The following is a 25,415-nucleotide window of genomic DNA, read 5'->3' on the forward strand; positions in this document are numbered from 1 at the left end:
AATGATCTCTGCCCTGTTGGCTCTGAAGGTGTCGGTTGCGCACGCCGCTAGGCAGTCACGTTAGGCCCCTCCAGAGCCAACGGAAAATACGCATACCAACGGGTTGTCATGTCCACGAGCATAAGCGACGGTTTCCATGCTGCGGCAATTATGACGTTTATGACTTCGGCCGTGGCACATCCGACGCGGCGGGGTTTTGGCGTCCGGCGGGATCATCGAGCAAGTCCACGCCATAGACCGGTTCCCGGTCCAGCTGGCGCACGTCGTCGATGCCATGCGGAGCCAGGGCTGCGGCTATGCCTGCGGCCAGTAGAGGCACGTTTGCCCCCAGCCCGCCGCCGAGGATCACCGGCCCGGAGATGTCCAGCCGCCCGGCGACCTGCACGATGAGCCGCGCGAGATCATTGACCGCAACGGTCAGCAACTCCGCGGCCACCGGATCGTCCGCGGTTGCCTCGACAACCAACCGCGAGCGCTGCGCCCAGTAGCGGCGGCCGGTGGGACCGTGGAAATGAGCGATCAGTTCAACCGGGTCCGCCAGCGAGCAGTCGGCCAGCAGGGCACGGGTCAGCGCATCGGGCTCCAGGCCTTGGTCGAGGCGGCGCAGTGCGTGCCGGACCAGTTCCCGGCCCAGCCAGTAGCCGCTGCCCTCGTCCCCCAACAGGTAACCCCAGCCTCCCGCCCGGGCTTCGCGCCCGGCGCCGTCGGTGCCCCAGACCGCCGATCCGGTACCGGCGATAACCGCAATGCCCCGGCGGGCGCGCCCCGCGGCGAGCACCAGGCGCGAATCGTGCACGGCGCGGATCTCCGCGTGCGGAGCAAAAGGCGAGATGAGCCCGGCCAGGGCGCTGGCGTCGTTCGCTGTATCTATCCCGCCGGCACCGGCGACCACCTTGTCCGCATCGCTGCCGCCCAGCGCCGAGAAAACTTCGGCCAACGCCGTGGACGCCGCTTCGCGGGAAACATTCTGCACGTTGGCGCTGCCTGCGATGGCTTCGGCCGTGACGGCGCCGTCCTCCAGCCGGATGGCATGGGTTTTGGTGCCGCCGATGTCCAGCCCGATCAGAATGTGCCCCATAGCGATAGAGCTTACTGCGACCCTGCGGACCCGGAGTCCATGCCGGCTTCGGCATAGTAGCCTTCAATGTGGCGGCGGATGATCCAGGCAGCATTCTCGGCGTGACCGCTGCGCAAGGCTGTAGCGCTCGATGGACTCCCGCAGTTCCTGCGGCACTGGCCCTTGTCGTGGTCCTACCATATGCCGTAGGCTGTGGTTGGACCACATAGGTTTCCACCCACGAGGGAGCTAAGCCATGCATGAAGAATTGCCCCCGGCCCTCAAACGCCGGATCCCCAAAGTTGCAGATCTCGCCCCGCTGATGCAGTTCAAGCGGCCCACCTTCGGCAGCGCCGCCCGGTTGCAGCGCGCCAACACCATCTGGGAGCTGCGCGCGATGGCCAAGCGCCGCACACCCAAGGCGCCCTTCGACTACACCGACGGAGCCGCAGAAGCCGAAATCACCCTGAACCGGGCACGCGAGGCATTCCTGGACCTTGAGTTCCGGCCCGGGATCCTGCGCAACGTCCAGACCGTGGACTTGAGCACCGAGGTGCTGGGCAAGCGGTCGGCACTTCCCGTCGGAATCGCTCCCACCGGCTTTACCCGGATGATGCAGTCCGAGGGCGAGTACGCCGGTTCCCGCGCCGCGGCCGCGGCAGGAATCCCCTACACGCTCTCCACCATGGGCACCGCATCCATCGAGGATGTCGCCGCTGCCGCGCCGCACGGCCGCAACTGGTTCCAGCTCTACCTCTGGACCGACCGCGAGAAGTCCCTGGCGCTGATCGACCGTGCGGCCAAGGCGGGCATGGATACGTTGATGGTCACGGTGGATACTCCCGTGGGCGGGGCCCGGCTGCGCGACGTCCGCAACGGCATGACGATCCCGCCGGCGCTGACCGCGAAGACCGTGCTGGACGCTTCCTACCGGCCCGCCTGGTGGTTCAACTTCCTCACCCACGAGCCGCTGTCCTTCGCCTCGCTCTCGCGCTACTCGGGGACCGTCTCCGAGCTGATCGACTCCATGTTCGACCCAACCCTGAGCTTCGACGACCTCGCCTGGCTGCGCGACACGTGGAAGGGCAAGCTGGTGGTCAAGGGTCTGCAGACGCTTGAAGACACCAGGAAAGTAGTCGACTACGGCGCGGACGGAATTGTGCTCTCCAACCATGGCGGCCGCCAGCTGGACCGCGCGCCCATCCCCCTGCACCTGCTCAGCCAGGTGGCGCGGGAGCTGAAAGGCAAAACGTCCATCATGCTGGACACCGGCATCATGAGCGGCGGGGACATCGTGGCAGCGATCGCACTGGGAGCCGATTTCACCCTCATCGGCCGGGCCTACCTGTACGGGCTGATGGCCGGCGGCCGCATGGGCGTGGACCGCGCCCTGGAGATCCTTTCCGGCGAGATGGCCCGCACCATGCGCCTGCTCGGCGTCAACAAGGTCGAAGACCTGAACCCGGATCATGTGAAACTCCCGGCCGGCCTCTGACCGACCGGCGGGAGCACTCTGCTTCGAACACTGCTGCAAGGAACGACGGCGGGGCTCACCTTTTTGGTGAGCCCCGCCGTCGCTCGCTGTAAATTCCCTTAGATGACGCCCAGGGCCAGCATTGCGTCCGCAACACGGCGGAAGCCGCTGATGTTGGCGCCGGCAACGTAGTTGCCGGGCATGCCGTATTCGTCGGCCGTTGCAGCACAGCTTTCATGGATCCCCACCATGATGGCACCGAGACGTTCCTCTGTGTGCTCGAAGCTCCAGGCGTCGCGGCTGGCGTTCTGCTGCATCTCGAGGGCAGAGGTTGCCACGCCGCCGGCGTTGGCCGCCTTGCCCGGGCCGAACAGAATACCGGCTTCCTGGAACAGTGCCGTGGCCTCGGCGGTGCATGGCATGTTGGCCCCTTCGGCCACCGCCACCAGACCGGAATTGACCAGCTTCGCCGCCGCCTTGTCATCGAGTTCGTTCTGTGTGGCGCAGGGCAGTGCCACCGAGGCGTCGACATCCCAGACCGAGCCGTCCTCGACGTAGCTGACGGAACCGCCGCGGCGTTCGGCGTACTCGGAGATACGGCCGCGCTCGATTTCCTTGATTTGGCGAAGGAGTTCGACGTCGATGCCGGCCTCGTCCACAATGTAGCCGCCGGAGTCGGAGGCCGTGATAGCGGTTGCGCCCAGTGATTGCGCCTTCTCGATGGCGTTGATGGCCACGTTGCCCGAGCCGGACACTGAAACCCGCTGTCCGTCGAAGGACATGCCCTTGGTCTTGAGCATCTCCTCGGTGAAGAGCACGGCGCCGTAACCGGTGGCTTCCGGCCGGACCAGGGAGCCGCCCCAGCCGATGCCCTTGCCGGTCAGCACGCCTGACTCATAGCGGTTGGTGATGCGCTTGTACTGGCCGAACAGGTAGCCGATTTCACGCCCGCCAACGCCGATGTCACCGGCGGGAACGTCCGTGTACTCGCCGATGTGGCGGTACAGCTCGGTCATGAAGGACTGGCAGAAGCGCATGACCTCGCCGTCGGACTTGCCGCGCGGGTCAAAGTCCGCTCCGCCCTTGCCGCCGCCGATCGGCATTCCGGTCAGGGCATTCTTGAAGATCTGTTCGAAACCCAGGAACTTAACGATGCCGAGGTAGACCGATGGATGGAAACGCAGTCCGCCCTTGTACGGGCCAAGCGCGGAGTTGAACTCCACCCGAAAACCACGGTTGATCTGCACCTGCCCGGAATCGTCAACCCACGGTACGCGGAAAATGATCTGGCGTTCGGGTTCGCAGATGCGCTGAAGTATAGCGGCATCTGCATACTCGGGGTGCTTGTTCGAGAGGGGGACCAGGCTTTCAAAAACCTCGTTTACGGCCTGGTGGAATTCAAGTTCGCCGGGATTGCGGCGAAAGACTTCGTCCCGGATTTCGAGCAGATTCGCATCCATGGGGGTGGGTCCCTTCAATAGCTATCGGAGTGCGGGCAGGTGCCTGTACGGAAAAAAACTCGTGACTGAAAGACGCAGCTGCGCAACCTTCAAATCGAAACATACCCGGTGGTCAAGATGATAACGGGAACGAAATAACGCCCGCCAGCGGCGTAATGAATCCGGCCCTCCGCCGCTAGCCGCGGCGGCTGCGCCGCAGCTTCGGCAGGTGCGCAAAAAGGTCCGCTGCCTGCTTGGCAGCTTGGTTGGCCGCATGGCCCAGGGACCGGCCCAGCTGCGGCGGTATCTGGTTTTCTCCGTCGCCGTCCAGCTCCGCAGCGGAGGCCGAGACCAGCGACACGGCAGGCGCCAGCGGTTCCTCCACGGGTAGGTTGACCGACGCCAGGCCGAAGCCGGCAACCCAGTCCGCTACGTCCTGCAGCGGGTCCGTCTGCAGAGCGTAAAAACGCTTCTGCCCCTGGGCCCGCATCGAGACCAACCCGGCCTCGCGCAGCACCTTGAGATGTTTTGAGACGGTAGGCTGGCTGACCTCGAGTTCCTCGACCAGCTCGCCCACGGATTTGTCGCCCTCACGCAGGGAGCCGAGTATTTCGCGGCGCGTCCCCTCTGCGATTACGGCGAAAACATCATCGATGACCATTCCATTACCCTAGCCACATATACGCGGTGCGGCATCCCCCGCAACGTCCGTGGCGGGCAACCGCGTGGAAATCGTTATGCTCAGTCAAACCAAGGGTCCAGCCCGTGATACGGGAACACTTCCTTGCGGGTTGCCATGACCGTGCGGTCAACCGCGTCGTTGGGGTCGTAGCCGACTTCCCAGGAGCGCCACCAGAGCTGGGCATCGTCGTTCATCAGCAATGGAGCGGTCTGGCCGTAGCGTTCCAGCACGTAGTCCCGCCAACGTTGCGGTACTTCCGCCCGCAACGGAACGGGCTGGCCGGAAACAATTGCCACCAGATGGCTCCACGAACGCGGCACCACATTGAAAATGTCGTAGCCCCCGCCGCCGGTGGCAATCCAGCGGTCATCAGACACCTCACGCGCCAGCTCCGCAATGTCCAGCATCATCTGCCGTTGGGCGTCGACGCTGAGGCGGACGCTGCTGAGGATGTCCCGGGCATGGTTGTCGCAGCCGTGCTGGCTCACGATGACCTCCGGCTTGAAGGCATGTGCCAGTTGCGGGACCACCGCATGGAAGGCCCGCATCCAGGCCGCGTCCCCGGTGCGCGGAGGGACCGCCACGTTCACGGCGCTGCCCAGCGCGTCCGGACCACCGATCTCATTGGCAAAGCCCGTACCGGGGAACAGCGACATGCCCGTCTCATGGATGGAGACGGTGAGCACCCGCGGATTGTTCCAGAAGATATTCTGGGTGCCGTCGCCGTGGTGCGCATCGACGTCGATATACAGGACGCGCTGGACCCCGCCGTCGAGCAGGCGCTGAATGCCCAGCGCGCAATCGTTGTAGATGCAGAAGCCGCTGGCCTTGTCGCGCGCGGCATGGTGCATTCCGCCACCGAAATTGACCGCGTGCACGGCTTCCGAGCTCAGCAGGGCTTCCGCCGCTTGCAATGTCCCACCCGCCAGGCGGGCACTTGCCTCGTGCATCCCGGCAAAAGCCGGGTCATCCTCGGTGCCCAGCCCCCGGGACTCATCCGGCTCGTCCGGATTGGCGCTGACTGCATGTACGGCGGCAACATACTCCGCGTCGTGCACGGTCTCCAACTGTTCATCCGTCGCGACCTCGGGTGCAACGACCGAGACATTGTTCCGCTCGAAGAGGCCGAAGTCCCCCGACAGCCGTGCAGTCAGGTCCAACCTGATCGGCGACATCGGATGTTGCGGCCCAAAGTTGTAAGCAAGCATCGACTCATCCCACATGACGTGAGTTGGAACACTGGCCGCTGGGTTCGCTTGCATCAGGGACAGGCTACGCGAAACGGTGGCCGGGGTGCATGATTAGCGTCCCCGATGACGACAGATAGATGATTTACTACTGCAAGGACCAAGTCCCCAAACCCGCCGAAAACCACTCAGCCCGTCAGAAGCGAACCGTATGACAATTAACCAGCCGTACAGCCGGCCGGATCGGAAGCAAGGGAAGCTCTCCTTCCTGCTGAGCATCCGCGATTTTGTCGACAACGTCGCCAACAGTTCTCCGGCGCGGCTGGCCCTTATTGTCTACGCCGGCGTTGTACTGGTCTTTACGGGCCTGTTGTCACTGCCCAGCGCCGCTGCGGACGGAAACATCACGCCGCTGCACGACGCCTTCTTCACCGCCGTTTCGGCCGTGTGCGTGACCGGACTGACGGTAGTCTCCACGGCCGCCCACTGGACCTTCTTCGGTCAGGCGATTATTTTGCTCGGTATCTTCATTGGCGGGTTGGGCACCCTGACGCTGGCGTCCATGCTGGCACTGATGGTGAGCAAACGGCTGGGCGTCCGGGGCAAGCTGATCGCCCAGCAGGCCATGAACAACGCCGGCCGGCTCGGCGAAGTCGGCACATTGCTGCGGATCGTCATCACCACCTCCGTGCTCATCGAACTCGCGCTGGCCCTGATGCTCATCCCCCGGTTCATCATCCTGGGTGAGTCGTTCGGCGAGGCCGTCTGGCACGGCGTCTTCTACTCCATCTCGGCGTTCAACAACGCCGGCTTCACGCCGCACTCGGATGGCCTGGTCCCCTATGAGACGGATGAATGGATCCTGCTGCCGCTGATGGCCGGAGGTTTCCTCGGCAGCCTCGGCTTCCCCGTTGTCATGGTCCTGCTGGAACGCGGCTGGCGGTTCAGCAGGTGGAACTTGCACACCAAGCTCACTATCCAGGTCTCGCTGGTCCTGCTGGTCATTGGTGCCGTGGGCTGGGGAGCTTTGGAATGGAACAGTCCCGACACGCTCGCCGGCATGACGGTTTGGGACAAAGTCCTGCACTCGGTCTTCGCGTCGGTCATGACCCGTTCCCTGGGGTTCAACCTGGTGGATATGAACAATATCGAACCCAGCACGATGTTGCTGTCCGATGCGCTGATGTTTGCCGGCGGCGGCTCGGCCTCGACCGCCGGCGGCATCAAGGTGACCACCATCGCCATCGTCTTCCTCGCCATTGCCGCCGAGGCGCGCGGCAACAGGGACGTCAACGCCTACGGCCGGACAGTTCCCGAAGGTGCCATGCGCGTGGCGATCTCCGTCATCGTTATGGGGGCGACGTTCGTGGCCGTGGCATCAGGCATGCTGCTGTCAATGACCGATGAGGATCTGGACCGCGTCCTGTTCGAAGTGATCTCGGCTTTCGCTACCTGCGGGCTGAGCACCAACCTCAGCGCCGAACTGCCCCCCGAGGGGAAGTACATCCTCTCGGCCCTGATGTTCGCCGGCAGGGTAGGTACTATCACCCTGGCCTCCGCGCTAGCCTTGCGTGAAAGCCGACAATTGTTCCATTACCCGGAAGAGAGGCCGATCATTGGCTGACAAGTCGAACAGCAACCGTCCGGCGCATAACGCTCCGGTGCTGGTGGTGGGCCTGGGCCGCTTCGGCGCGGCCACGGCCGAGCAGTTGGTGAAGCAGGGCCGGGAAGTCCTGGCCATCGAGCGCGACCCTGCCCTGGTCCAGAAATGGTCCGGCCAGCTGACCCATATCGTCGAAGCCGACGCCACCAACATCGACGCGTTGCGCCAGCTCGGCGCACAGGACTTTACGTCCGCCGTCGTCGGTGTGGGTACCTCGATCGAGTCTTCCGTGTTGATCACGGTCAACCTGGTGGATCTGGGCATCGAGCACCTGTGGGTCAAGGCCATTACGGCCTCGCACGGCAAGATACTCACCCGCATCGGTGCCAACCACGTGATCTACCCGGAAGCCGACGCCGGCCGCCGCGCTGCGCACCTGGTGGGCGGCCGGATGCTGGACTTCATCGAGTTCGACGACGGTTTCGCGATCGTGAAGATGTACCCGCCGAAGGAGACCCAGGGGTTCACCCTCGGCGAGTCGGGGGTCCGCTCCAAGTACGGCATCACCGTGGTCGGCGTGAAGTCGCCCGGCGAGGATTTCACCTACGCACGGCCCGAGACCAAGGTGTCCAGCCGCGACATGCTGATCGTGTCGGGCCATGTGGACCTCCTGGAGCGGTTCGCGGCGCGGCCGTAGCGCTCAGGCGAGTTCGCGGGAGATCTCCGCAGCACGCTCGGCGGCCGCACGCGCACCAGCGGCGATGATATCCGGCAGCCCAGCCTCGTCGAAGGCGGCAATAGCGCGCTCGGTGGTTCCGTTGGGGCTGGTGACCGCTTTGCGCAGCGCCGCGGGGTCTGCGCCGTCCTGGGCCAGCATGGCGCCGGCGCCGGCAACCGTATCGCGGGCTAGCACCATGGCCAGCTCCGGATCGAGGCCGAGCTTCACGCCGGCTTGCGCCATCGCTTCGGCAAGGTAGAAGGCATAGGCCGGGCCCGAACCGCTGATAGCTGAGACTGCGTCGAGGTTCTCTTCCGGAACGATGACTGTGGTGCCTGCGCCGGAGAACACCGCGGCTGCCGCCGCCAGTTGTTCCTCGGTAACATTGCTGCCGGCCGAGAGCCCGACGGCGCCGCGGCCCACCTTGAGCGGTGTGTTGGGCATCGTACGCACGAGTGGCTGGCCCTCGGGCAGCGCAGCCTCCATGGTGGCGATCGTGACTGCGGCCGCAACGCTGAGGACCAACGTATGCGGCGACAGCGCGGACGCAATGCTGCGGCACAAGTCCACAATGCCGACCGGCTTAACCCCCAGCACCACCAGCGCGGCGCCCTCCACCGCCTTGATGTTGGCGTGCGCGTCCTCGTTTTCGGCCAGCACGGTCAAACCCTCGTAGCGGCTGCGCAGTTCCTCCGCCCGCTCGCTCCGGCGGACCGTGGCCGTCACGTTCGCTGCAGCAGTGCCGGTGGCCAACAGGCCCGCGAGCACCGCTTCGTTCATGGAACCGCATCCCAGAAAGACGATCCGGCCGGTGGTGTCAGTAATCTGCGCTGTCATGTTGCCATTGAATCACGCACCCATTGGCCCGGCATGTTCTGTGTCGGCCCTGATTCACAGTCTTTTCCCAGCCTCTTAAAGGCGAGGTCCCAACAAGGAAACCTACCGTAATGAGTACCTCATAAAGGTGCGAGTGATTATGGATCGGGTCTCCTGGTCCGGTGCCGGCAACACCGCGGATGTCTCCCCCAACCGTCCGCAGGTCGTGCCGGCACCTTCTCTTTAACCAGATGCTGGCTAAGGTATCGCGCTGCCCAGCCTTTCGACCGTCGGAGCTGGTTCCAGCGCCTTCTGGACGAGGGCGGTCCCCACCGGGCGGACAGGTGCATCGCTGTCGTACAGCAGATGGTCGAAACGTTTGAGGATGAGTCCTTCGCGCAGGGCCCAAGGGCAGATCAACATCGAGCTGACGTTGAACATTTCCATGGCCGCCGCCGCAACCAGGGCCCCGGCCAGCAGCTGCGGTGCCCGCACCAGCGACACACCGGGCAGGTTGGCCCGGTCGCTGGCCGGCATGGCGGACAGCCGCTGGGTCCACAGGGAGAGATCCTCGCGGCGCAACTCGCGGCGGATATATGGACCGGCAGCGGACGGAGCCGCTCCCGTGATGCGGGCCAAGGACCTGAACGTCTTGGAAGTGCCGGCGACGAGATCCGGCAACCCCGCGCCGTCGAACTCTTTAACGGCCGGCGCAAGAGTTTCCCTGATGTAGTGCCTGAGGTCCTTAACGCTGCCGGCGCTGGGCGGATCCGAAGGCAGCCAGTCGCGGGTCAACCGTCCGGCACCCAGCGGAACCGATGCTGCAACCTCCGGTTGTTCATCCTGCCCGATGGCCATTTCGAATGAGCCGCCGCCGATGTCCATGTCCAGAATGGTGCCGGCGCCCCAGCCGTACCAACGCCTGACCGCTACCAGCGTCATCGCCGCTTCCTGCGGACCGGTCAGTTCCTGCAGAGCCACGTTGGTTTCGGCCTGCACGCGGGCCAGCACGGCGTCGCCGTTGGCTGCCTCGCGGATGGCTGAGGTGCAGAACGCCAACATGTCCTCGGCGCTGTGCTGGCCGGCGAAAGCCCACGCTTCCCGGATAAACCCGATCAGCTCCTGCTGGCCGGCTTCACTGATGTTTCCGGCGCCGTCCAGATAAGCCACCAGCGACAGCGGGCGCTTGTGCGAGGCGAACGGAACGGGCCGGGCACCCGGATGGGCATCCACCAATAACAGGTGGACGGTGTTCGAACCGATGTCGAGAACGCCTAGACGCATGCTCTTATTATGTCGGCTGACAGCATGGCTGGTTGTCCCTTACTTCTTGGCCGTGGCCTTGCGCCGGGTGGCTGGCTTTTTGGCCGGGCCCTTGGCTCGCTTTTCGGCCAGCAGTTCAATGGCCTGTTCGCGGGTCAGTTCCTCGATGCTCATCGAACGGGGCACCGTAATATTGGTCGCGCCGTCGGTAATGTACGGGCCGAAGCGGCCGTCCTTGACCACGATGTTCTTCTCCGAGACGGGATCCGTGCCGAACTCGGCCAGCGGCGGCGCCGCGGTCCGGCCACCGCGCTGCTTCGGCTGGGAGTAGATCTCCAGCGCCTGCTCCAGCGTGATGGTGAAGATCTCTTCTTCGGAACCGATAGAGCGGGAGTCGGTGCCCTTCTTCAAGTACGGGCCGAAGCGGCCGTTCTGCACGGTGATTTCGTTGCCCTCGGCATCTGCGCCCAGCACCCTGGGCAGGCTCATCAGCTTCAGTGCGTCTTCCAGTGTGACCGTCTCAACGGTCATGGACTTAAAGAGGGAACCGGTACGCGGCTTGACCTTGACCGGTTTCTTCGGCGGCTTGGGCTTGCCGTTCTTGTAGTACTCCACGGGCTGGTTCGCCAGCTCCTCGGCCGTGAGCTCGGGAATGATCTCGGTGACGTACGCACCGTAGCGGCCCTCCCTGGCCACGATGGTGCGGCCCGTCTCCGGGTCCTGCCCCAGTTCGCGTTCGCCGGGGCCCTGGTTCTCCATCAGTTCCACGGCCTTTTCCGCGGTCAGTTCGTCCGGCGCCAGATCATCCGGAACATTCGCGCGCTGTGGGTCGGCCAGTTCGCCGGTTTCCGGATCGAGCACCGCGGCCCGTTCCAGGTAGGGCCCGAACTTGCCCACGCGCAGGGTGATGCCCTCGGCGATCTGGATCGAGTTGATCTCCCGCGGGTCGATTTCGCCCAGGTCGTTGACGATGGTGTTCAGGCCCGTTTCCTTGCGGTCCCCGTAGTAGAACCCGTCGAGCCAGTCCACCCGCTTCGCCTCGCCTCGGGCAATGCGGTCCAGGTCTTCTTCGAGCGCTGCCGTGAAGTCATAGTCCACGTAGTCGCGGAAGTGCTCTTCGAGCAAGCGGACCACGGAGAACGCGATCCAGCTCGGCACCAGGGCCGAGCCGCGGGTGCTGACATAGCCGCGGTCCATGATGGTGGAAATGGTCGCCGCGTAGGTGGACGGCCGGCCGATGCCGCGCTCTTCCAAGGTCTTGATCAGCGAGGCTTCGGTGTAGCGCGGCGGAGCGGATGTTTCGTGTCCGACGGCGGCAACGTCCTGGGCCTTCAGCGCATCCTTTTCGGCGAGCCGGGGCAGGCGGCCGGTGGCGGCGTCGTCGTCCTCATCGCGCGCGGCGTCCTTGCCTTCCTCATAGGCGGCCATGAAGCCGGGGAAGGTGATGACCGTGCCGGAAGCCGAGAACACTGCGTCCCGGCCGTCCGGAGCGACCGCGCCCAGACGAACGGTGGAGGTCGAGCCCTTGGCATCGGCCATCTGGGAGGCGACCGTGCGCTTCCAGATCAGTTCGTAGAGTTTGTATTCGTCGCTGCTGAGCTGGCTGCGGACCTGGCCCGGCGTGCGGAAGGAGTCACCGGCGGGACGGATTGCCTCGTGGGCTTCCTGGGCGTTCTTGTCCTTGCCCTTGTAGACGCGGCGGGCGTCCGGCACGTACTCCGGGCCGTAAAGTTCCGAGGCCTGGCGGCGGGCGGCGTTGACAGCCTGGTCGCTCAGCGCCGGCGAGTCGGTACGCATATAGGTGATGTAGCCGTTTTCGTACAGCCGCTGGGCCACCTGCATGGTGACCCGGGCGGAGAAGCGCAGCTTGCGGGCGGACTCCTGCTGCAGCGTCGAGGTAGTGAACGGCGCGGCCGGACGGCGGGTATACGGCTTGTTCTCCACCGAACGGACGGCGAACTCAGCCGTGCGCAAGCCATCGGCGAGGGACGAAGCAGCCGCCTCATCGAGGTGCACAGCGGACTTGGCGGTGAGCATACCGGTGTCGTTGAAGTCTTTGCCGGTGGCCACACGGGAGCCGTCAAGCGAAACGAGCTTGGCCTTGAATGCGCCGCCCTTGGCTGCATCCTCGGGCTCGACCGTGGCCAACAGATCCCAGTAGGACGCGGAGCGGAAGGCCATGCGCTCACGTTCGCGCTCGACCACCAGGCGGGTGGCGACGGACTGCACGCGGCCGGCCGAGAGTCCGGCCTTGACCTTGCGCCACAGCACCGGGGACAGCTCATAGCCGAAGAGCCGGTCGACAATGCGGCGCGTTTCCTGGGCGTCCACCAGGTCCGTGTCCACATCGCGCATTTCCAGCAGGGCGCGCTGGATGGCTTCGCGGGTAATTTCGGGGAAGGTCAGCCGGTGTACCGGGACCTTGGGCTTGAGCACCTCAAGCAGGTGCCACGCGATGGCCTCGCCCTCGCGGTCACCGTCAGTTGCGAGATAGAGCTCGTCGGCGTCTTTGAGCAGGCTCTTGAGCTCGGCGACTTTCTTCTTCTTGTCCGCAGAGACCACGTAGTAAGGCTCGAAGTTTTTCTCGACATCGACGGCGAATTTGCCCACCGACGTTTTCTTCAGCTCGGCCGGCAGGTCGGACGGCTGCGGCAGGTCCCGGATATGGCCCATCGAGGCCGTGACCTCAAAACCCTCGCCGAGATACCCGGCAATAGTCTTGCCCTTGGCAGGAGACTCGACAATGACGAGTTTCATACCGGTTTTTTCGCGGGCCTTGGGTGGCACGATTCTCCTACGTCAATTGCTGTGTCGGTGCGGCAGATGCATCCTGTCCCTCAAGTATCCGGGACAGCTGCCAGCTCTAGGTTAGCCCCAAGAATGGCACAACGAAGAAAACCGGGTGGAGGCACCGGGCCAGCGGGAGGTCTACGCGTCGTCGATATCCCCTGGCAGGAAAGAGAATACGTAGTACAGCTTTTGGGCGTCTTCGCCCCGGTTTTCCGGATTTGTCGTGGGGCTGAACTCGAGCAGGATCTCGCCGATCCGTCGGCCCAGATCCGCACGCTGCTCTTCGGTCAGATAGAACCGCCCGGTGCTCAGCGCGGCAAGGTGGCCCTCCTGGCGCCAGGTGTCCGGGTTCGGTGCCTGCCTGTCCCGCTTGACGTACTTGGAGAGGCGCTGGCGCAGGTCATTGAGCTCAACATCGACGACGCCGAGAGTTGCCGCCCGGCTGTCCGCCACCGAGGTTACGTCAAGGCGACCCGCGGCTGCCTGCCAGTGCCGTTCGCGGCCGTCGCCCTGGTTGGCGCTGCGCTTGACGAAGCCCCACTTTTCCAAGGCCCGCAAATGGTAGCTCATGGCACTCGGCGTGAGTCCGTGCCGCTGCGCCAGCTCCGTAGCAGTGGCCGGCTGCTGCGTATCGAAGAGTTCCTCGATCACTTTCAGGCGCACCGCATGGGCGAGCGCCCGGATGGCCCTCGCATCTGAAATGTTGACCCGGTCCCCCGAGCCCGCCGGCGCCCCGGCTCCGGAAATTTCGCCGGGCGCTGGGTCGGTAAATGGCGCTGCACCTTTGGTCATGGAAGGTAAGTCTAATGCCCTTCAGAGCGCCGCCGTGAGCCGGTTCACTTGCGAAACGGCAACGATTAAGGCACTTATCCCTCGGCAGGAACGAGGAAGCCGTCCGCCACGAGGTTGCGCACCTCGGAGGTCAGCTGCTCGGCGAATTCCGTGTCCGGCCTCTCCAGCAGGGCTGCGAGCGCAGCCACGAGCTGGCCGACGGTCAGTTCGCCGTCGCTGGCGGAGACGAAGCCCGCGAGCTCCGAACTCATCAGATTGGTGCGGCGGAAGCCGGCTCCCTGCCGCAGCAGGATCACCCCCGGATGTTCAGCCCCCGGGCGCTGATGGCGTTCCTCCGTGACATCCTCGGCCGGCTGCAGCCGCTGGTCCGCGAAGTCCCCCGCATGTGTCTGGAGCCAGTCGTGCCGTTCAACGGCGGCGGCCAGATGCGCGCCGATGGGCTGCTCAATGGCATAGCCGATCTCCTCGAACCTGCGCAGCCGCGCAGCGCTTTCGGTGCGCCGCAGCCAGATCATCCCGAACCCCACGCTCTCCACATCGCGGGAAGCGAAATCCTCCAGATACGCCGCGTAGGAACGCCCGTAGAGATCCGGATCGCGGTTTTCCGAAGCGTCCCGCAGCCAGGTCTGTGCGTACGACGATGGGGTGAGCTGTTCACGCTGGATCACCCAGGCCTCGGTTTTCGGATCGAGCCAGGCTTCGAGCCGGTCATGCCAGGAACCTGCACCGGCGGGAATCTCCCAGTTTCCCAGCAGCTGCGCCACCCCGCCTGTCTCCAGCGCCGAGGGCAGCCGGCGGACCAGCGTGGAGACAATATCGTCACCGGGCAGTCCGCCGTCGCGGTACGTGAACTGCTCCTCGTCGGCCGTCTCCCCGGTCCGCGGTGTGATGACGAACGGCGGGTTGCTCACCACCAGCCCGAACTGCTCGCCGGCCACCGGGTCGAGCAGGCTGCCCAGCCGGAGGCTGACCCGCGCCGCCAGGTTCCGCGGGTCCAGGTCCAGTGCCCCGGCGTTGAGCAGCAGGTTGAACCGGGTGAAGGCCAATGCGCGTTCCGAAATGTCCGTAGCCGTGACATGCCGCGCATGGCCCAGCAGGTGGAAGAGCTGGATGCCGCAGCCGGTACCCAGATCCAGTGCACGTTCCACCGGAGCGCGGACGGTCAGTTGCGCCAGCGTCAGCGAGGCTTGCCCGATCCCGAGGACGTGGTCGCGCCGCAGCACGCCGGGCGCCTGATGCGCACCCAGGTCGCTGGCCACCCACAGCTGCGTTTCATCGAACGCGTACGGCCGAAGGTCAACAGCGGGACGGAAGCGTCCGCCGTCGTTGTTTATCAGCCCCAGCGCCAGCAGGCCTTCCGGCGTGACGGCGGGAAAAGCCGATGCCAGCTGGTCCCGGTCCAGCGTGCCGCCCAGCAGCCACAAACGTACGACGGCGGCCAACGGCTTGGGCCCGGCAGCGGCAAGTTCGCGATCTGTTACCAGCTGGGCCGGAACCAGCTGGTCCCGGTCCAAGGCCGCGTAGGCTTCGTCGCCCAGCAGTTGCTGGACCCCGTCCACGGTGTAATCCAGCGCCGTCAGATCCTTGGCCAGGGCCGCCATCAGCTGCAGGTCCATACTCTGCGGGGCGTCCCGGATATTGCCGCTATTGAACTCAGTCACGCATCAAAGTCTAGGCGCGGGGCAGGAATGGTTAAATGGGCCAATGCTTGTTACCACCACCCATCTGGAACAGACCTCGTCCGAGCAGCTGGTTCCGGGATCGCGCCCGCTGCCGCCGGATGCCCGGATCGATCAGGTCCGCAGCATCAGTCCCGAGTTCAGCAAGTTCCTCTACCGGTGTGTCGGCAGCGGATGGAACTGGTCGGACCGCCTGGCGTTGACGCGCGCCCAGTGGGACGAAGTGCTGCGTACCCCCGGATCCGAAACCTGGGTGCTGTGGGTGGAAGGCTCGCCGGCCGGCTATGTGGAACTGATGGGACGTCCGGGCGCCGCGGGAACCGAAGTGGAGATCGTGTACTTCGGGCTCTTCCCGGAGTTCATCGGGCGAGGTTTCGGCGGCGCGTTGCTGACCGAAGGGATCCAGCAGGCGTGGCAACTGGACACCCGGTGGGAGCGCTTTGCGCCGGTCAGCAGGGTATGGGTCCACACCTGCTCGCTGGACGGACCGTCAGCCCTGGCCAACTACCAGGCGCGCGGCCTGCGGATCTTCAAGTCCGAGGAAGAGGTCGTCGAGCCGCAGGACGCCTCGGCCGGGCTGTGGCCCGAGGCCGGGCCAATGGAATCCACCGGTTCCGCCCGCGAGCTACCCGTGGAGGCATAGCTGCCGGACGATCAAGCCGGTCCTGGCATGGGGCTGGAACCGGCTGTGGGCCCGGAGGCCCTTCTTAGGCGGCGCAGCCGTCCGGGCAGCGGAGGGTCTCGGGGTTCGACGCGCACTCGGTGCAGTACAGGGTGAGGTTGCGGCAACTCGGATTCGAACAGTTCTCGAACTTGTTCGTCGCCCCCTGGCAGCGGACGCATTCACCGATGGTCTTCGCTTCCGGAGTGAACTCCATGTGCATACGCTTGTCGAAGACGTAGAGCGAGCCTTCCCACAGGCCCTCGTCCCCGAACGTCTCGCCGTAGCGGACAATGCCGCCCTTCATTTGGTAGACCTCCTGGAAACCGCGGTTGACCATGAGCGAAGAGAGCACTTCGCACCGGATGCCGCCGGTGCAGTACGTCACCACGGGCTTGTCCTTGAGGTCGTCGTACTTGCCGGATTCCAGCTCTTTGATGAAGTCGTGGGTGGTGGCGACATCCGGGACTATGGCGTCCTTGAACTTGCCGATCTGTGCCTCGAACGCATTGCGGCCGTCAAAGAAAACCACGTCCTCGCCAGCCTGCTTCTTGGCCTCCACCAATTCGTGCAGTTCCTCCGGCCTCAGGTGCGTCCCGCCGCCGACCACACCGTTCTCGTCGACCTTGAGCTCGCCTGGTGCGCCGAAGGACACGATTTCGTCACGGGCCTTTACGCTCAGCCGAGGGAAGTCCTCTGCACCGCCTTCCGACCATTTGATGTCCATTTTCTTGAACGCCGGATACTCGCGGGTGGCCTTCACATACTGCTTAACAACACCGATGTCCCCGCCGACGGTGCCGTTGATGCCGTCGGCAGAGATAAGGATCCTGCCCCGCAGTCCCAGTTTTTCGCAGAGGGCGCGCTGCCACAGCCGTACCGCTTCGGGGTCCGGCAAGGGGGTGAACGCGTAATAAAGCACAATTCGGTTTACAGCCACGTATTTAAGGGTAAGCGCAGATGGCAAACCGGTTATTGTGACCTTGTTGTCATCTACTTCGGATGCCGCCCACGCTGTTGGTTCGGTACTGTCTACCTATGGGCCTCGATTTCACTGCAGACGTACCTGATAACTTGCTCCCGGCGTGGGTTGCCGGATGGTCAGCCTGCCGCGGCTATTCCCCGGCTCGCGAAGCCGGGCATCCGGCCATCGTGCTCTCCGACAAGACCGGCGACTGGGAGTTCTTTGCCTACGAACCCGGTGACGAGGAGTTCGCGGATCTGGCCAGGAACACTCTGGAGTCCCCTAAACGCATGCTTACCGTGCTGACCCGCGATCCCCAGCGTTACCATATGCTGGCGCCGCAGCACGGCTTAAGGGTCCATCACAGTGACCAGTCCATGATGGTTACCGACATGTCGGACCAGGACGCCGAGGATCCCTGGTACCGGGACACAGATTTCAAGACCGTCATCGACCGGGACGGCAGCGTGCACCGCGCCCGTGTCATGTACGGCGAGGAGGAAGCCGCCCACGGCGTAATGGCCGTAGTGGACGGCGTTGCAGTCTTCGACCACATCGAGACCGGTGAGAACTTCCGCCGCCGCGGCCTGGCCACGCATATCATGCGGGCCCTGGCAGCTTCAGCGTTCGAGCACCTTGTGGAAACAGGCCTGCTGATCGCCTCGCACGACGGGCGGATGCTCTACCAGCACCTGGGCTGGGACACGGTGTGCGATGTCCTGATCCTCAAGCCCTCGGACGCCGCTTAGGCGCACTGGTGGCAGGCGCCCCCGCGTTCCTGCCTGCCGCTGCCCCAGGTGGCAGCGGCGCCGTCTGCTTCCGGGAGGTGACACAATATTCGGGTGGCACTGCATGATTCCCTGATCCCCCTGCTCGGCTCCGGTCCGGACCCCGAACAGCTCATGCACGTCCGCGAACTGCCTGCACGGGATGCCGTCCACGAACCCTGGCCGGATTGGGCGCACCCCGATGTCGTCGATGCCTACGCTACCTTGGGCATGCACCAGCCATGGCGGCACCAGGTCCTCGCCGCCGAATCGGCCCACGCTGGCCGCCACACAATCATTGCCACAGGTACCGCTTCGGGGAAGTCGCTGGCTTACCAGCTCCCGGCACTGGACTCGATCCACCGCACATCACTGGAGGACCAGGCCAGGCTGGAACCCACGGGATCCGTCGCGTTGTATCTGGCTCCGACCAAAGCGCTCGCCGCTGACCAGCTGTCCGCCATCAAATCCCTCAAACTGCCGACGGTGCGTGCCGAAACGTACGACGGCGACACGGACCCGGGTGCCCGCCGCTGGATCCGCGACCACGCCAATTTCGTCCTGGCGAATCCGGATATGCTCCACTTTGGCATTCTGCCCAACCACACCTGGTGGGCCCGGTTCTTCCGCCGGCTCAAGTACATCATCGTCGATGAAGCCCACAGTTACCGCGGCGTTTTCGGTTCCCATGTGGCCAATTTGATGCGCCGGTTGCGGCGGATCTGCGCCAGCTACGGCTCCGACCCTGTCTTCATCGGCGCCTCCGCCACGTCGTCCGATCCAGCCTCATCCTTTAGCCGGCTGATCGGTGCCGACGCCAACGCCGTGACGACGGACTGTTCGCCCCACGGTGCCACCACCGTAGCGTTCTGGGAGCCCCAGCTAACGGAGCTCAAGGGCGAAAACGGCGCCCGCGAACGACGGACCGTAGTAGCCGAGACCGCGGATCTGCTGGCCAACCTTGTCTCCGCACGCGTCCGGACCATCGCCTTCATCAAGTCACGGCGCGGGGCGGAAACCATCTCCAGTATTACCAAGCGGCTCTTGGAAGAGGTCCATCCCTCCCTGCCCGGACGGATCGCAGCCTACCGCTCCGGCTACCTGCCCGAGGAACGCAGGGAGCTTGAAAACAAGCTCCGGTCCGGTCAGTTGCTCGGCGTTTCGAGTACTTCCGCCCTGGAGCTGGGTATCGATATTTCCGGCCTGGATGCGGTACTGGTCGCAGGCTGGCCCGGCACCCGGGCCTCGCTGTTCCAACAGATCGGTCGGGCCGGCAGGGCCGGGCAGGATGCAGTGGCAGCGTTCGTGGCAAGTGACGACCCACTCGACACTTATCTCGTGCACCATCCGGAGGCGGTTTTCGACGTCTCCGTCGAAGCCACCGTGTTTGATCCGTCAAACCCCTATGTCCTCGGTCCACACCTCTGTGCGGCGGCCCAGGAGCTGCCGCTGACTCCGGCAGAGCTGGATCTCTTCGGCCCCACAGCCGAATCCCTGCTGGCCAGTCTCACGGCAGACGGTTATCTGCGGCGTCGTCCCGCGGGCTGGTACTGGACTCATGCCGAAAGCGCAGCGTCCCTGGTGAACCTCCGGGGTGACGGCGGTGGGCCCATCAACATCGTCGAATCGGAGTCGGGCATGCTGCTGGGCACAATGGACTCGCCGCAGTCCCATTACCAGGCGCACACCGGAGCCATCTACGTCCATCAGGGCACTACCTACGTCGTCGACGAGCTCAATGAACAGGACCATTGTGCGATGGTCACCCGGTCCAATCCCGATTACTACACGCAGGCACGCGACATCACCCAGATCGAAGTGCTGGAGGAACTGCGCGGTGCAGACTGGGGAAGGGTCCGTGCTTCCTTCGGGGAAGTCAAAGTCACGACGAAGGTGGTCTCCTTCCAGCGCAAGGCCTTCATCTCCAACGAGATCCTGGGGGAAGAACCGCTCGAATTGGGTGCGCGGGAACTGTTTACCAAGGCCGTCTGGTTCACCATCGACGAGGCCGACCTGGCCGCGGCCGGCCTGGTTACGGCCAGGATTCCCGGAGCGCTGCATGCCGCCGAGCACGCCGGTATCGGGCTGCTGCCGTTGGTAGCGTCCAGCGATCGATGGGACATCGGCGGAGTCTCCACGGCCTTGCATGCCGACACCGGGAAACCGACCATCTTCGTCTACGACGGCCATCCGGGCGGAGCTGGTTTCGCTGAACGGGGTTACGACGCTGCCCGGACCTGGCTCACCGCCACCCGGGACGCCATCCATGCCTGCGAATGCGAGTCGGGCTGCCCGTCCTGTGTGCAGTCCCCCAAGTGCGGTAACAAGAACAACCCTTTGGATAAGTCCGGTGCCGTAATGCTGATCGACGCGCTGCTCGCCGCGGCCGATGTGCCCGCGGCGGAAGCAGCGCGCTGACCGATCAGGGCGGCGGCCCTGCCCTTGCCCGCCCTTCGGCTTCCTTCCATGGCGCATGCACCATACCGAACAGCTGCGGTAACGGAACAGTGACATCGATGTCCACTACGGCCCCCGCCGCTCCGTGCCGGCGGCAATTCGCCAGCCCAGCGCCATGCTCGCGTGCAACTTCGCCGGCCAAGCCGCACGGGTCCCCGTCCAGCAGCCCACGGGCTGCATCGGCGGCTGCCAGGGCAGCAAGGTCCGCAGCCTTGGACGCACGGGCGACGGCGGTACTGGCTTGCATTCCCGCCGCCAGCCCCGCCGCCAGAAAGCACATCACCAGTGCCGCTGCGGCCGCCATCACGGTGCCGGAACCGCGTTCGCGCAGCGCGATCGCGTCCCGCGTCATTTCCCCGCTCCCGTGACCGCCGCCGACGAAACCGCGTGTTGCTCGGCCGGTGCCGTCGCTTCGGCGGCCAGGGTCCAGCCGCCGACGCCGGCCCAGGGAACTGGTACCGCCGCAGTGGTCCTCACGGTGACCCAGCCGCCGGCGTTTCCGCTTGCCAACGTGGCCCCGCTGCCCGCAATCCTGCGGACGGCGGAGGCCGCCACCGCGGCCGTTTCGCCCCGGGCTAACTGCCGGGCGGCTGTCTGTGCGGCCTTCTCCAATTGCAATTGTGTTGACCCGGCGGCGGCGCCGGCCAGCAGCATGGCCAGGACCGCCACGATTGCCGGCAGCACGATGGCGGTCTCCGCGGTGACCGACCCGCGGTCACCGTCCTGACGGCGGGACATCGTGGTCTTTCCTGCTGCCGCGCCGGGCGTATGCCTTCCGCGGCAGCAGGAATCGCGTCGCTTGAGCACAGGTCTCACACCGCGGTCAGTGCCATTTCCACGAGGCCCGTCAAGAGCCCCCGCACCTCCCCGCTGCGCAGGATGAGCACCAGCAGCCCGGCAAAGCCCACTGCAGCAAGCGTGGCGATCGCGTATTCGGCCGTCGCCATTCCCGCTTCCGAGCCGGTCAGCCTGCGCCAGCCGCGGCTGGTGGTTTCGTCGACATGCGGGAGCGGCAGCTGAATGACCTCGGCGAGCTCCTCCGATTCAGCGGAAGCTTCTGCCGCGGCGGAGCCGTCGAAAGAACGGGAGAACTGGGTTGATCGTGACAATGACATTTCTACCTCCTGGTTGAGCCGCAATGTTGCGGTACTTACGAGCCTGCCGCCGAGCCGGCCGACGTAACAGCGACGTTTTGGCTCAAGTGCACAAGCCCATTTGGAAGAGAGTGTGTGGAGGATGACTGACTCCGGCACTTTTTCACAGGTCAGGGAGCAACGAGATCAGCACCGGCACGATGCCAAGGCTGATGAAGGACGGCAGCGCACACAAGCCCAGGGGCAGGACAAGCCGCGTTCCCAAGGTGGCCGCACGCCGCTCGGCTTCCTGCCTGCGGCGGCGGCGCAACTGGTCCGCCTGGGCATACAGGATCGCCGCGGATGGCGCGCCGGTGGCCGCTCCGAACCGCAGCGCCTCCTGTATCTCGTCCAGTCGAGTGTCCCTGCCGACGAGGCCCCAGGCCGTGTGCCACTCCGTTCCGAGCTGCAGGGCCGAGGCGACTTTATCCAGCCGTTCCCTGCTGCCTGGTTCGGCGACCTGGGCAAGCGTAGCCACCGCGGCAGGCAGCGAGGTACCGGATTGGATCATGGCCCCGAGCAGATCCAGCATCAGCGCCGTGTCGGGTGCGCTCACACCAACGCTGCCACTGGCGGCCCCTGTGTGGCTGGCTCCGGCATCCGACGACTGCCGCTTCACAGCACGGAACCGGTGTGACGTCCCGGCCGGGACGCGATCCCGCCTGCGTTTCCGGAGACGTGGCCAAGGTCCCACGAGCAGCCACAGCGCTCCAAAGATGAGCAGCGGGATAATCAACCCAGCCATGTCGGTCCTCTCCCTCGGCACATACGGACTTATCCGTCGGCAGCGCGGCTGACCAGATGCTGGGACCAGAGCCGACCCGCTGCCAGCAGCCCCAACCCCACCGCCAGGATGGCCCAGCCCGCCGGGGTCCCCAGAAGGATGCCAAGAGGATCGGCACCCATGGCAATGCCGAGGCCAAGGCCGAAGATCGGAAGCCACGTCAGCAGTGTGGTCGTGGCACGTGGGCCGGCCAATGCAGTACGCCGGGCAGCTGCCCCGTCCAGGGAGTGCTGCAAATGACCGGCGTAATTCTCCAGCAGGACCGCCAGCGGGGCCCCAGTCTGTTCGGCAGCGTCCCAGCACGCCGCCATGTCCTGCCACATGCGCTTGGCCATTGCGGCCGCCGGCGACCGAGTCCCTACTGGTACGTTGGCCTGGCGCAGGGCGGAGCCGACGCTTAATCCAAGCTCGGCCGCTTGTCCGGCCGACCGCATGCCAGGCACAAGCAGGGCGGGGAGGCCCTCCCCCGGGCGGTCCGCCCGCGAGGCCCCGGGTGAATGCCGGCCTGCTTCCGGTTGGAACTCGTCAGGTCCGTAGACCCGGAGAATGTCTGCCCACATCTGGGCCGGAGTACGTCCCGAGCGCAGCAAGGAAGCCACCTGCCGCACGAACATGGGCAGTTCATCGGCGCTGTCCCGGCCGCTTTTGCCCGAACGCCGGCGGGGCTGCGGCCGGCGCAGCTCGGCACTGAACGGAGCCAGCCGACGCTTCCCGTAGCCCAGGACCACGATGGCTGCCAGGCACAGCAACATCACCAGCAGTGCCGTCATGATCCGGCTGTTCCCGCTGGGTCCGTTCCCGGCTCAAACAATCTGGGCTCCAGTTCCTGCCAGCCGGGCCCGAATTCCATCATGCTGCCGCGGGCAGCCAGGGCTGGTACCGTTTCGAGATTTCCCGCCGGGGTGGCCCGCAGCAGCGCCAGCTCCCTGATCTGCCTGCCGGCAGCTGTGCGGTCCAAATGAATGATCACATCCAATGCCGTACTGGCCTGCAGGGCCAGCGCCTGGGGTTCCAAACCGGCGAGCGCGCCCATGGCCGCCAGCCTGGCAGGCACACCGGCGGCCGAATTGGCGTGCACGGTGCCGCCCGCCCCGGCATGGCCGGTGTTCATGGCAGCGAGAAACTCGCGCACCTCTGCGCCCCGGCACTCCCCCACAATCAGCCGGTCCGGACGCATCCGCAGGGCTTGACGGACCAGCTCGCCCAGATCCACGCTGCCGCTGCCTTCCAGGTTGTTGTGCCGGCTTTGCAGTCCGACAACGTGCGGATGGTCGGGATTGAGCTCGGCCGCGTCTTCGACCAAGACCAGCCGTTCAAAGGACGCGGAGAGCCCGAGCATCGCGGACAGCAGGGTGGTCTTGCCTGAACCGGTGGCACCGCTGATCAGGAAGTTCAACCGTCCGGCCACCACTGCTTCCAGGTACGGCAGCCAACCGGAGGAAGGCCCGACCAATTCGGCGAGGGTAAACACGCGGGGCCTGCGGATGCGGATTGACAACAGCGTTCCCTGGGTCGAAACGGGCGGCAGCACCGCATGAACCCGGTACCCGTCCAGGCGCACGTCCACACACGGGTTGCCGTCGTCGAGCCGGCGGCCGCCGGCGGTCACCAGCCGGGTAGCCAAGGCGCGGACCTCTGCATCGTTGCCGAAGGTGACCTGGCTTCGCTGCAGGCCCCGCTCCCCGTCGGTCCACACCTCGGAGGGCCCGTTGACCAGGATGTCCGTGACCGTCCCTTCCAGCGCCAGCCGCTGCAGCGGCCCCAGCCCCCGCAGGTCGGCCGTTAGGTTCTCCACGGCCTCCAGCACACCGTCGGTGCCCAGAAGCTGGCCGCTCGACTGCACGGCCGCTGCCACGCGGGCTCCGGTGACTGGCGACGGGTCGGACAACACTGCATCCCGGAACGGTGCCAGGTTGACCGGGGACCCTACAGGCCCGGTTGCGGCACGCCGGCCGCGGGAGCCAGCTGATAAAGCCATCGTCACCGCTCCTTGCTTGGTAGATGTGTGATCTGTTGTGCCAGCCGTCTGACCAGCCGCCGGATCCTGCGGTTCCGGCCTCTTTCCAACAGCCTTCCGGTTTCCTGCACCAACCCCATCCCGCGAAGCCGAGGAACATACCCCGCGAGTTCAAGGCCGGCCGAAGCCGCCGCCAACTCTTCGTCCAGTCCCGCCGGCAACGGTCCGCGGACCACCGCACTGACTGTCAGCGGGTGCAGGATTTCCGCCGCGGCCCGGGCCGCAAGAACACCGCGGGTGCCGGAAGGCATCAACAGCAAGGCTTGATCAGCGGTATCCAGCCAGCGGTCCAGTCCCTGCTGGACCCGTCCGGCGTCAATCACCACAAGCGAAAAACCTTCCGACGCCGCAGCCATAACTCCGCCAATAGCATGCGCCGGTACGTCCATCGCCGGCGAAGAGGTGTCGCCGCCTCCCCAGGACAGCACGGAGAACCCGTTAGTGACCGGCAAGGAGGCCCTCAGCTGGGCCGGGTTGACGGCTCCCTTCACCCCGGCGAGATCCGGCCAGCGCAGCCCTGTCAGCGGTTCGGGCGCCAGCCCGATGTCGAGCCCGCCACCGAGCTGGTCAGTATCCACCAACAGGGTGGAAATGCCTTGTGCCGCCGCCTCCGCGGCGAGCCAGCAGGCCAGCGTGGAACAGCCGATGCCGCCGGTGGCGCCCAGCACGGCCACCACCGTCCCCACGCCGTCCCGCTGCCTGTTCCTGCTCAAGTACTCCGCCAACCAGGCGGCCGCTTCCGGCAGCACGGCAACCCGGTGAGCGGCAACCATCGCCGCCTGTTCCCAGAGCAGCACGGATTCCTCCGGGAACCCGGCCACAATGACATCCGCACCCAGCCGGGGCAGCCGGGAGGCGGCATCGCTACCCAGTACCAGGACGCTCCCGTCCGGTACCCGGCCCAGATCCTGCACGGCTACAATCCGCAGGCCCACTCCGGCTGCGGCAGCGATCCTGGCTACTTCATCGCGCAGTCTGGCAGCCTCGGTGACTAGCAGTACCTCGGGCATGCCGTGCTCCGGTGTCCACGGCTGGACTGTTGAAATCTGCTCCTGCATGTTCCGAGACTGGCGGTCCCTGCGTGCCCCTGACACCTGCCTGCGCCGGATTGTGCAAACCGCGGGGGCTTTCC

The 25,415-nt window shown here is 65.4% G+C and carries 23 protein-coding genes; 6 read left to right on the top strand and 17 right to left on the bottom strand.

The features are described from left to right. Positions 1–157 precede the first annotated feature (157 nt). Positions 158–1,078 (bottom strand): N-acetylglucosamine kinase, encoded by a 921-nt coding sequence (locus tag B0G38_RS07285; protein WP_264668806.1) that lies wholly within the window; start codon positions 1,076–1,078, stop codon positions 158–160. A 235-nt stretch (positions 1,079–1,313) separates the two neighbouring features. Here B0G38_RS07285 and B0G38_RS07290 point away from each other — a divergent pair, with 235 nt between their 5' ends. After that, positions 1,314–2,552, top strand: coding sequence for an alpha-hydroxy acid oxidase (locus B0G38_RS07290; protein WP_264668807.1), 1,239 nt, complete (start codon positions 1,314–1,316; stop codon positions 2,550–2,552). A gap of 98 nt (positions 2,553–2,650) precedes the next feature. On the opposite strand, the gene gdhA is transcribed toward B0G38_RS07290, so the two are convergent. The 3 genes from gdhA to B0G38_RS07305 all read right to left on the bottom strand — a co-directional run bounded on the left by gdhA (position 2,651) and on the right by B0G38_RS07305 (position 5,860). Then, positions 2,651–3,991 (bottom strand): NADP-specific glutamate dehydrogenase, encoded by a 1,341-nt coding sequence (gene gdhA / locus B0G38_RS07295; RefSeq protein WP_264668808.1) that lies wholly within the window; start codon positions 3,989–3,991, stop codon positions 2,651–2,653. A 175-nt stretch (positions 3,992–4,166) separates the two neighbouring features. Next, positions 4,167–4,631, bottom strand: coding sequence for an ArsR/SmtB family transcription factor (locus B0G38_RS07300; protein ID WP_264668809.1), 465 nt, complete (start codon positions 4,629–4,631; stop codon positions 4,167–4,169). 80 nt (positions 4,632–4,711) lie between these two features. Continuing rightward, positions 4,712–5,860: an acetoin utilization protein AcuC gene (locus B0G38_RS07305; protein ID WP_264668810.1), complete on the bottom strand. Its 1,149-nt coding sequence runs from the start codon at positions 5,858–5,860 to the stop codon at positions 4,712–4,714. 190 nt (positions 5,861–6,050) lie between these two features. Here B0G38_RS07305 and B0G38_RS07310 point away from each other — a divergent pair, with 190 nt between their 5' ends. Continuing rightward, complete coding sequence (locus B0G38_RS07310; RefSeq protein ID WP_169993536.1) at positions 6,051–7,463, top strand: TrkH family potassium uptake protein; 1,413 nt, start codon at positions 6,051–6,053, stop codon at positions 7,461–7,463. 37 nt (positions 7,464–7,500) lie between these two features. Beyond that, positions 7,501–8,139, top strand: coding sequence for a potassium channel family protein (locus B0G38_RS07315; RefSeq protein ID WP_413542043.1), 639 nt, complete (start codon positions 7,501–7,503; stop codon positions 8,137–8,139). Between the two features lie 3 nt (positions 8,140–8,142). Here B0G38_RS07315 and proC read toward each other — a convergent pair whose 3' ends face one another. The 5 genes from proC to B0G38_RS07340 form a co-directional block, all read right to left on the bottom strand. Continuing rightward, positions 8,143–8,997: a pyrroline-5-carboxylate reductase gene (gene proC / locus B0G38_RS07320; protein ID WP_264668811.1), complete on the bottom strand. Its 855-nt coding sequence runs from the start codon at positions 8,995–8,997 to the stop codon at positions 8,143–8,145. Positions 8,998–9,234: 237 nt separating this feature from the next. Beyond that, on the bottom strand, positions 9,235–10,260 hold the full coding sequence (locus tag B0G38_RS07325) for a Ppx/GppA family phosphatase (RefSeq protein ID WP_264668812.1): 1,026 nt from the start codon (positions 10,258–10,260) through the stop codon (positions 9,235–9,237). Positions 10,261–10,299: 39 nt separating this feature from the next. Further along, positions 10,300–13,026 carry a type I DNA topoisomerase gene (topA, locus tag B0G38_RS07330; protein ID WP_264668813.1) on the bottom strand — a complete coding sequence of 909 codons (2,727 nt, stop codon included), beginning with the start codon at positions 13,024–13,026 and terminating at the stop codon, positions 10,300–10,302. Positions 13,027–13,167: 141 nt separating this feature from the next. Beyond that, a complete protein-coding gene (locus B0G38_RS07335) occupies positions 13,168–13,821 on the bottom strand; it encodes an ArsR/SmtB family transcription factor (protein ID WP_264668814.1) in 654 nt (217 codons plus the stop codon). A gap of 74 nt (positions 13,822–13,895) precedes the next feature. Further along, entirely contained in the window at positions 13,896–15,437 is a 1,542-nt protein-coding gene (locus B0G38_RS07340; protein WP_264668841.1) for a DUF7059 domain-containing protein, read from the bottom strand. 88 nt (positions 15,438–15,525) lie between these two features. On the opposite strand from B0G38_RS07340, the gene B0G38_RS07345 reads away from it, so the two are divergent. Beyond that, a complete protein-coding gene (locus B0G38_RS07345; RefSeq protein ID WP_264668815.1) occupies positions 15,526–16,143 on the top strand; it encodes a GNAT family N-acetyltransferase in 618 nt (205 codons plus the stop codon). Positions 16,144–16,207: 64 nt separating this feature from the next. Here the strand turns inward: B0G38_RS07345 and trhO are convergent, their stop codons facing one another. After that, positions 16,208–17,101, bottom strand: coding sequence for an oxygen-dependent tRNA uridine(34) hydroxylase TrhO (gene trhO, locus B0G38_RS07350; RefSeq protein WP_264668816.1), 894 nt, complete (start codon positions 17,099–17,101; stop codon positions 16,208–16,210). Between the two features lie 98 nt (positions 17,102–17,199). Between trhO and B0G38_RS07355 the strand changes: the two genes are divergently transcribed. Further along, the gene (locus tag B0G38_RS07355; protein WP_264668817.1) at positions 17,200–17,874 is read left to right on the top strand and encodes a GNAT family N-acetyltransferase; all 675 of its coding nucleotides are present in this window, start codon (positions 17,200–17,202) and stop codon (positions 17,872–17,874) included. 93 nt (positions 17,875–17,967) lie between these two features. Continuing rightward, positions 17,968–20,310 carry a DEAD/DEAH box helicase gene (locus B0G38_RS07360; RefSeq protein WP_264668818.1) on the top strand — a complete coding sequence of 781 codons (2,343 nt, stop codon included), beginning with the start codon at positions 17,968–17,970 and terminating at the stop codon, positions 20,308–20,310. A gap of 4 nt (positions 20,311–20,314) precedes the next feature. Here the strand turns inward: B0G38_RS07360 and B0G38_RS07365 are convergent, their stop codons facing one another. The 7 genes from B0G38_RS07365 to ssd form a co-directional block, all read right to left on the bottom strand. Then, a complete protein-coding gene (locus tag B0G38_RS07365) occupies positions 20,315–20,701 on the bottom strand; it encodes an Rv3654c family TadE-like protein (protein WP_264668819.1) in 387 nt (128 codons plus the stop codon). Then, positions 20,698–21,087, bottom strand: a complete 390-nt coding sequence (locus B0G38_RS07370) for a TadE family type IV pilus minor pilin (protein WP_264668820.1) — start codon at positions 21,085–21,087, stop codon at positions 20,698–20,700. The genes B0G38_RS07365 and B0G38_RS07370 overlap by 4 nt, the downstream gene beginning before the upstream one ends. Before the next feature lie 74 nt (positions 21,088–21,161). Then, a complete protein-coding gene (locus B0G38_RS07375) occupies positions 21,162–21,464 on the bottom strand; it encodes a DUF4244 domain-containing protein (RefSeq protein ID WP_169993558.1) in 303 nt (100 codons plus the stop codon). Between the two features lie 142 nt (positions 21,465–21,606). Next, positions 21,607–22,038 carry a type II secretion system F family protein gene (locus B0G38_RS07380; RefSeq protein WP_264668821.1) on the bottom strand — a complete coding sequence of 144 codons (432 nt, stop codon included), beginning with the start codon at positions 22,036–22,038 and terminating at the stop codon, positions 21,607–21,609. Between the two features lie 218 nt (positions 22,039–22,256). Then, positions 22,257–23,036 carry a type II secretion system F family protein gene (locus tag B0G38_RS07385; protein WP_264668822.1) on the bottom strand — a complete coding sequence of 260 codons (780 nt, stop codon included), beginning with the start codon at positions 23,034–23,036 and terminating at the stop codon, positions 22,257–22,259. Beyond that, on the bottom strand, positions 23,033–24,244 hold the full coding sequence (locus B0G38_RS07390) for a TadA family conjugal transfer-associated ATPase (protein WP_264668823.1): 1,212 nt from the start codon (positions 24,242–24,244) through the stop codon (positions 23,033–23,035). Before B0G38_RS07390 ends, B0G38_RS07385 begins: the two co-directional genes overlap by 4 nt. Positions 24,245–24,246: 2 nt before the next feature. Then, complete coding sequence (gene ssd, locus B0G38_RS07395; protein WP_264668824.1) at positions 24,247–25,341, bottom strand: septum site-determining protein Ssd; 1,095 nt, start codon at positions 25,339–25,341, stop codon at positions 24,247–24,249. Between the last annotated feature and the right edge of the window lie 74 nt (positions 25,342–25,415).

This window comes from Crystallibacter permensis, from assembly GCF_025960875.1.
Taxonomy (GTDB): Bacteria; Actinomycetota; Actinomycetes; order Actinomycetales; family Micrococcaceae; genus Crystallibacter; species Crystallibacter permensis.

What these genes read in the sequence shown, in the direction of transcription:
- B0G38_RS07285 (WP_264668806.1), bottom strand. Translation starts at nt 1,078, where the DNA reads ATGGGGCACATTCTGATCGGGCTGGACATCGGCGGCACCAAAACCCAT.
- B0G38_RS07290 (WP_264668807.1), top strand. Translation starts at nt 1,314, where the DNA reads ATGCATGAAGAATTGCCCCCGGCCCTCAAACGCCGGATCCCCAAAGTT.
- gdhA (WP_264668808.1), bottom strand. Translation starts at nt 3,991, where the DNA reads ATGGATGCGAATCTGCTCGAAATCCGGGACGAAGTCTTTCGCCGCAAT.
- B0G38_RS07300 (WP_264668809.1), bottom strand. Translation starts at nt 4,631, where the DNA reads ATGGTCATCGATGATGTTTTCGCCGTAATCGCAGAGGGGACGCGCCGC.
- B0G38_RS07305 (WP_264668810.1), bottom strand. Translation starts at nt 5,860, where the DNA reads ATGCTTGCTTACAACTTTGGGCCGCAACATCCGATGTCGCCGATCAGG.
- B0G38_RS07310 (WP_169993536.1), top strand. Translation starts at nt 6,051, where the DNA reads ATGACAATTAACCAGCCGTACAGCCGGCCGGATCGGAAGCAAGGGAAG.
- proC (WP_264668811.1), bottom strand. Translation starts at nt 8,997, where the DNA reads ATGACAGCGCAGATTACTGACACCACCGGCCGGATCGTCTTTCTGGGA.
- B0G38_RS07325 (WP_264668812.1), bottom strand. Translation starts at nt 10,260, where the DNA reads ATGCGTCTAGGCGTTCTCGACATCGGTTCGAACACCGTCCACCTGTTA.
- B0G38_RS07335 (WP_264668814.1), bottom strand. Translation starts at nt 13,821, where the DNA reads ATGACCAAAGGTGCAGCGCCATTTACCGACCCAGCGCCCGGCGAAATT.
- B0G38_RS07340 (WP_264668841.1), bottom strand. Translation starts at nt 15,437, where the DNA reads ATGGACCTGCAGCTGATGGCGGCCCTGGCCAAGGATCTGACGGCGCTG.
- B0G38_RS07345 (WP_264668815.1), top strand. Translation starts at nt 15,526, where the DNA reads ATGCTTGTTACCACCACCCATCTGGAACAGACCTCGTCCGAGCAGCTG.
- B0G38_RS07355 (WP_264668817.1), top strand. Translation starts at nt 17,200, where the DNA reads ATGGGCCTCGATTTCACTGCAGACGTACCTGATAACTTGCTCCCGGCG.
- B0G38_RS07365 (WP_264668819.1), bottom strand. Translation starts at nt 20,701, where the DNA reads ATGACGCGGGACGCGATCGCGCTGCGCGAACGCGGTTCCGGCACCGTG.
- B0G38_RS07370 (WP_264668820.1), bottom strand. Translation starts at nt 21,087, where the DNA reads ATGTCCCGCCGTCAGGACGGTGACCGCGGGTCGGTCACCGCGGAGACC.
- B0G38_RS07375 (WP_169993558.1), bottom strand. Translation starts at nt 21,464, where the DNA reads ATGTCATTGTCACGATCAACCCAGTTCTCCCGTTCTTTCGACGGCTCC.
- B0G38_RS07385 (WP_264668822.1), bottom strand. Translation starts at nt 23,036, where the DNA reads ATGACGGCACTGCTGGTGATGTTGCTGTGCCTGGCAGCCATCGTGGTC.
- B0G38_RS07390 (WP_264668823.1), bottom strand. Translation starts at nt 24,244, where the DNA reads ATGGCTTTATCAGCTGGCTCCCGCGGCCGGCGTGCCGCAACCGGGCCT.
- ssd (WP_264668824.1), bottom strand. Translation starts at nt 25,341, where the DNA reads ATGCAGGAGCAGATTTCAACAGTCCAGCCGTGGACACCGGAGCACGGC.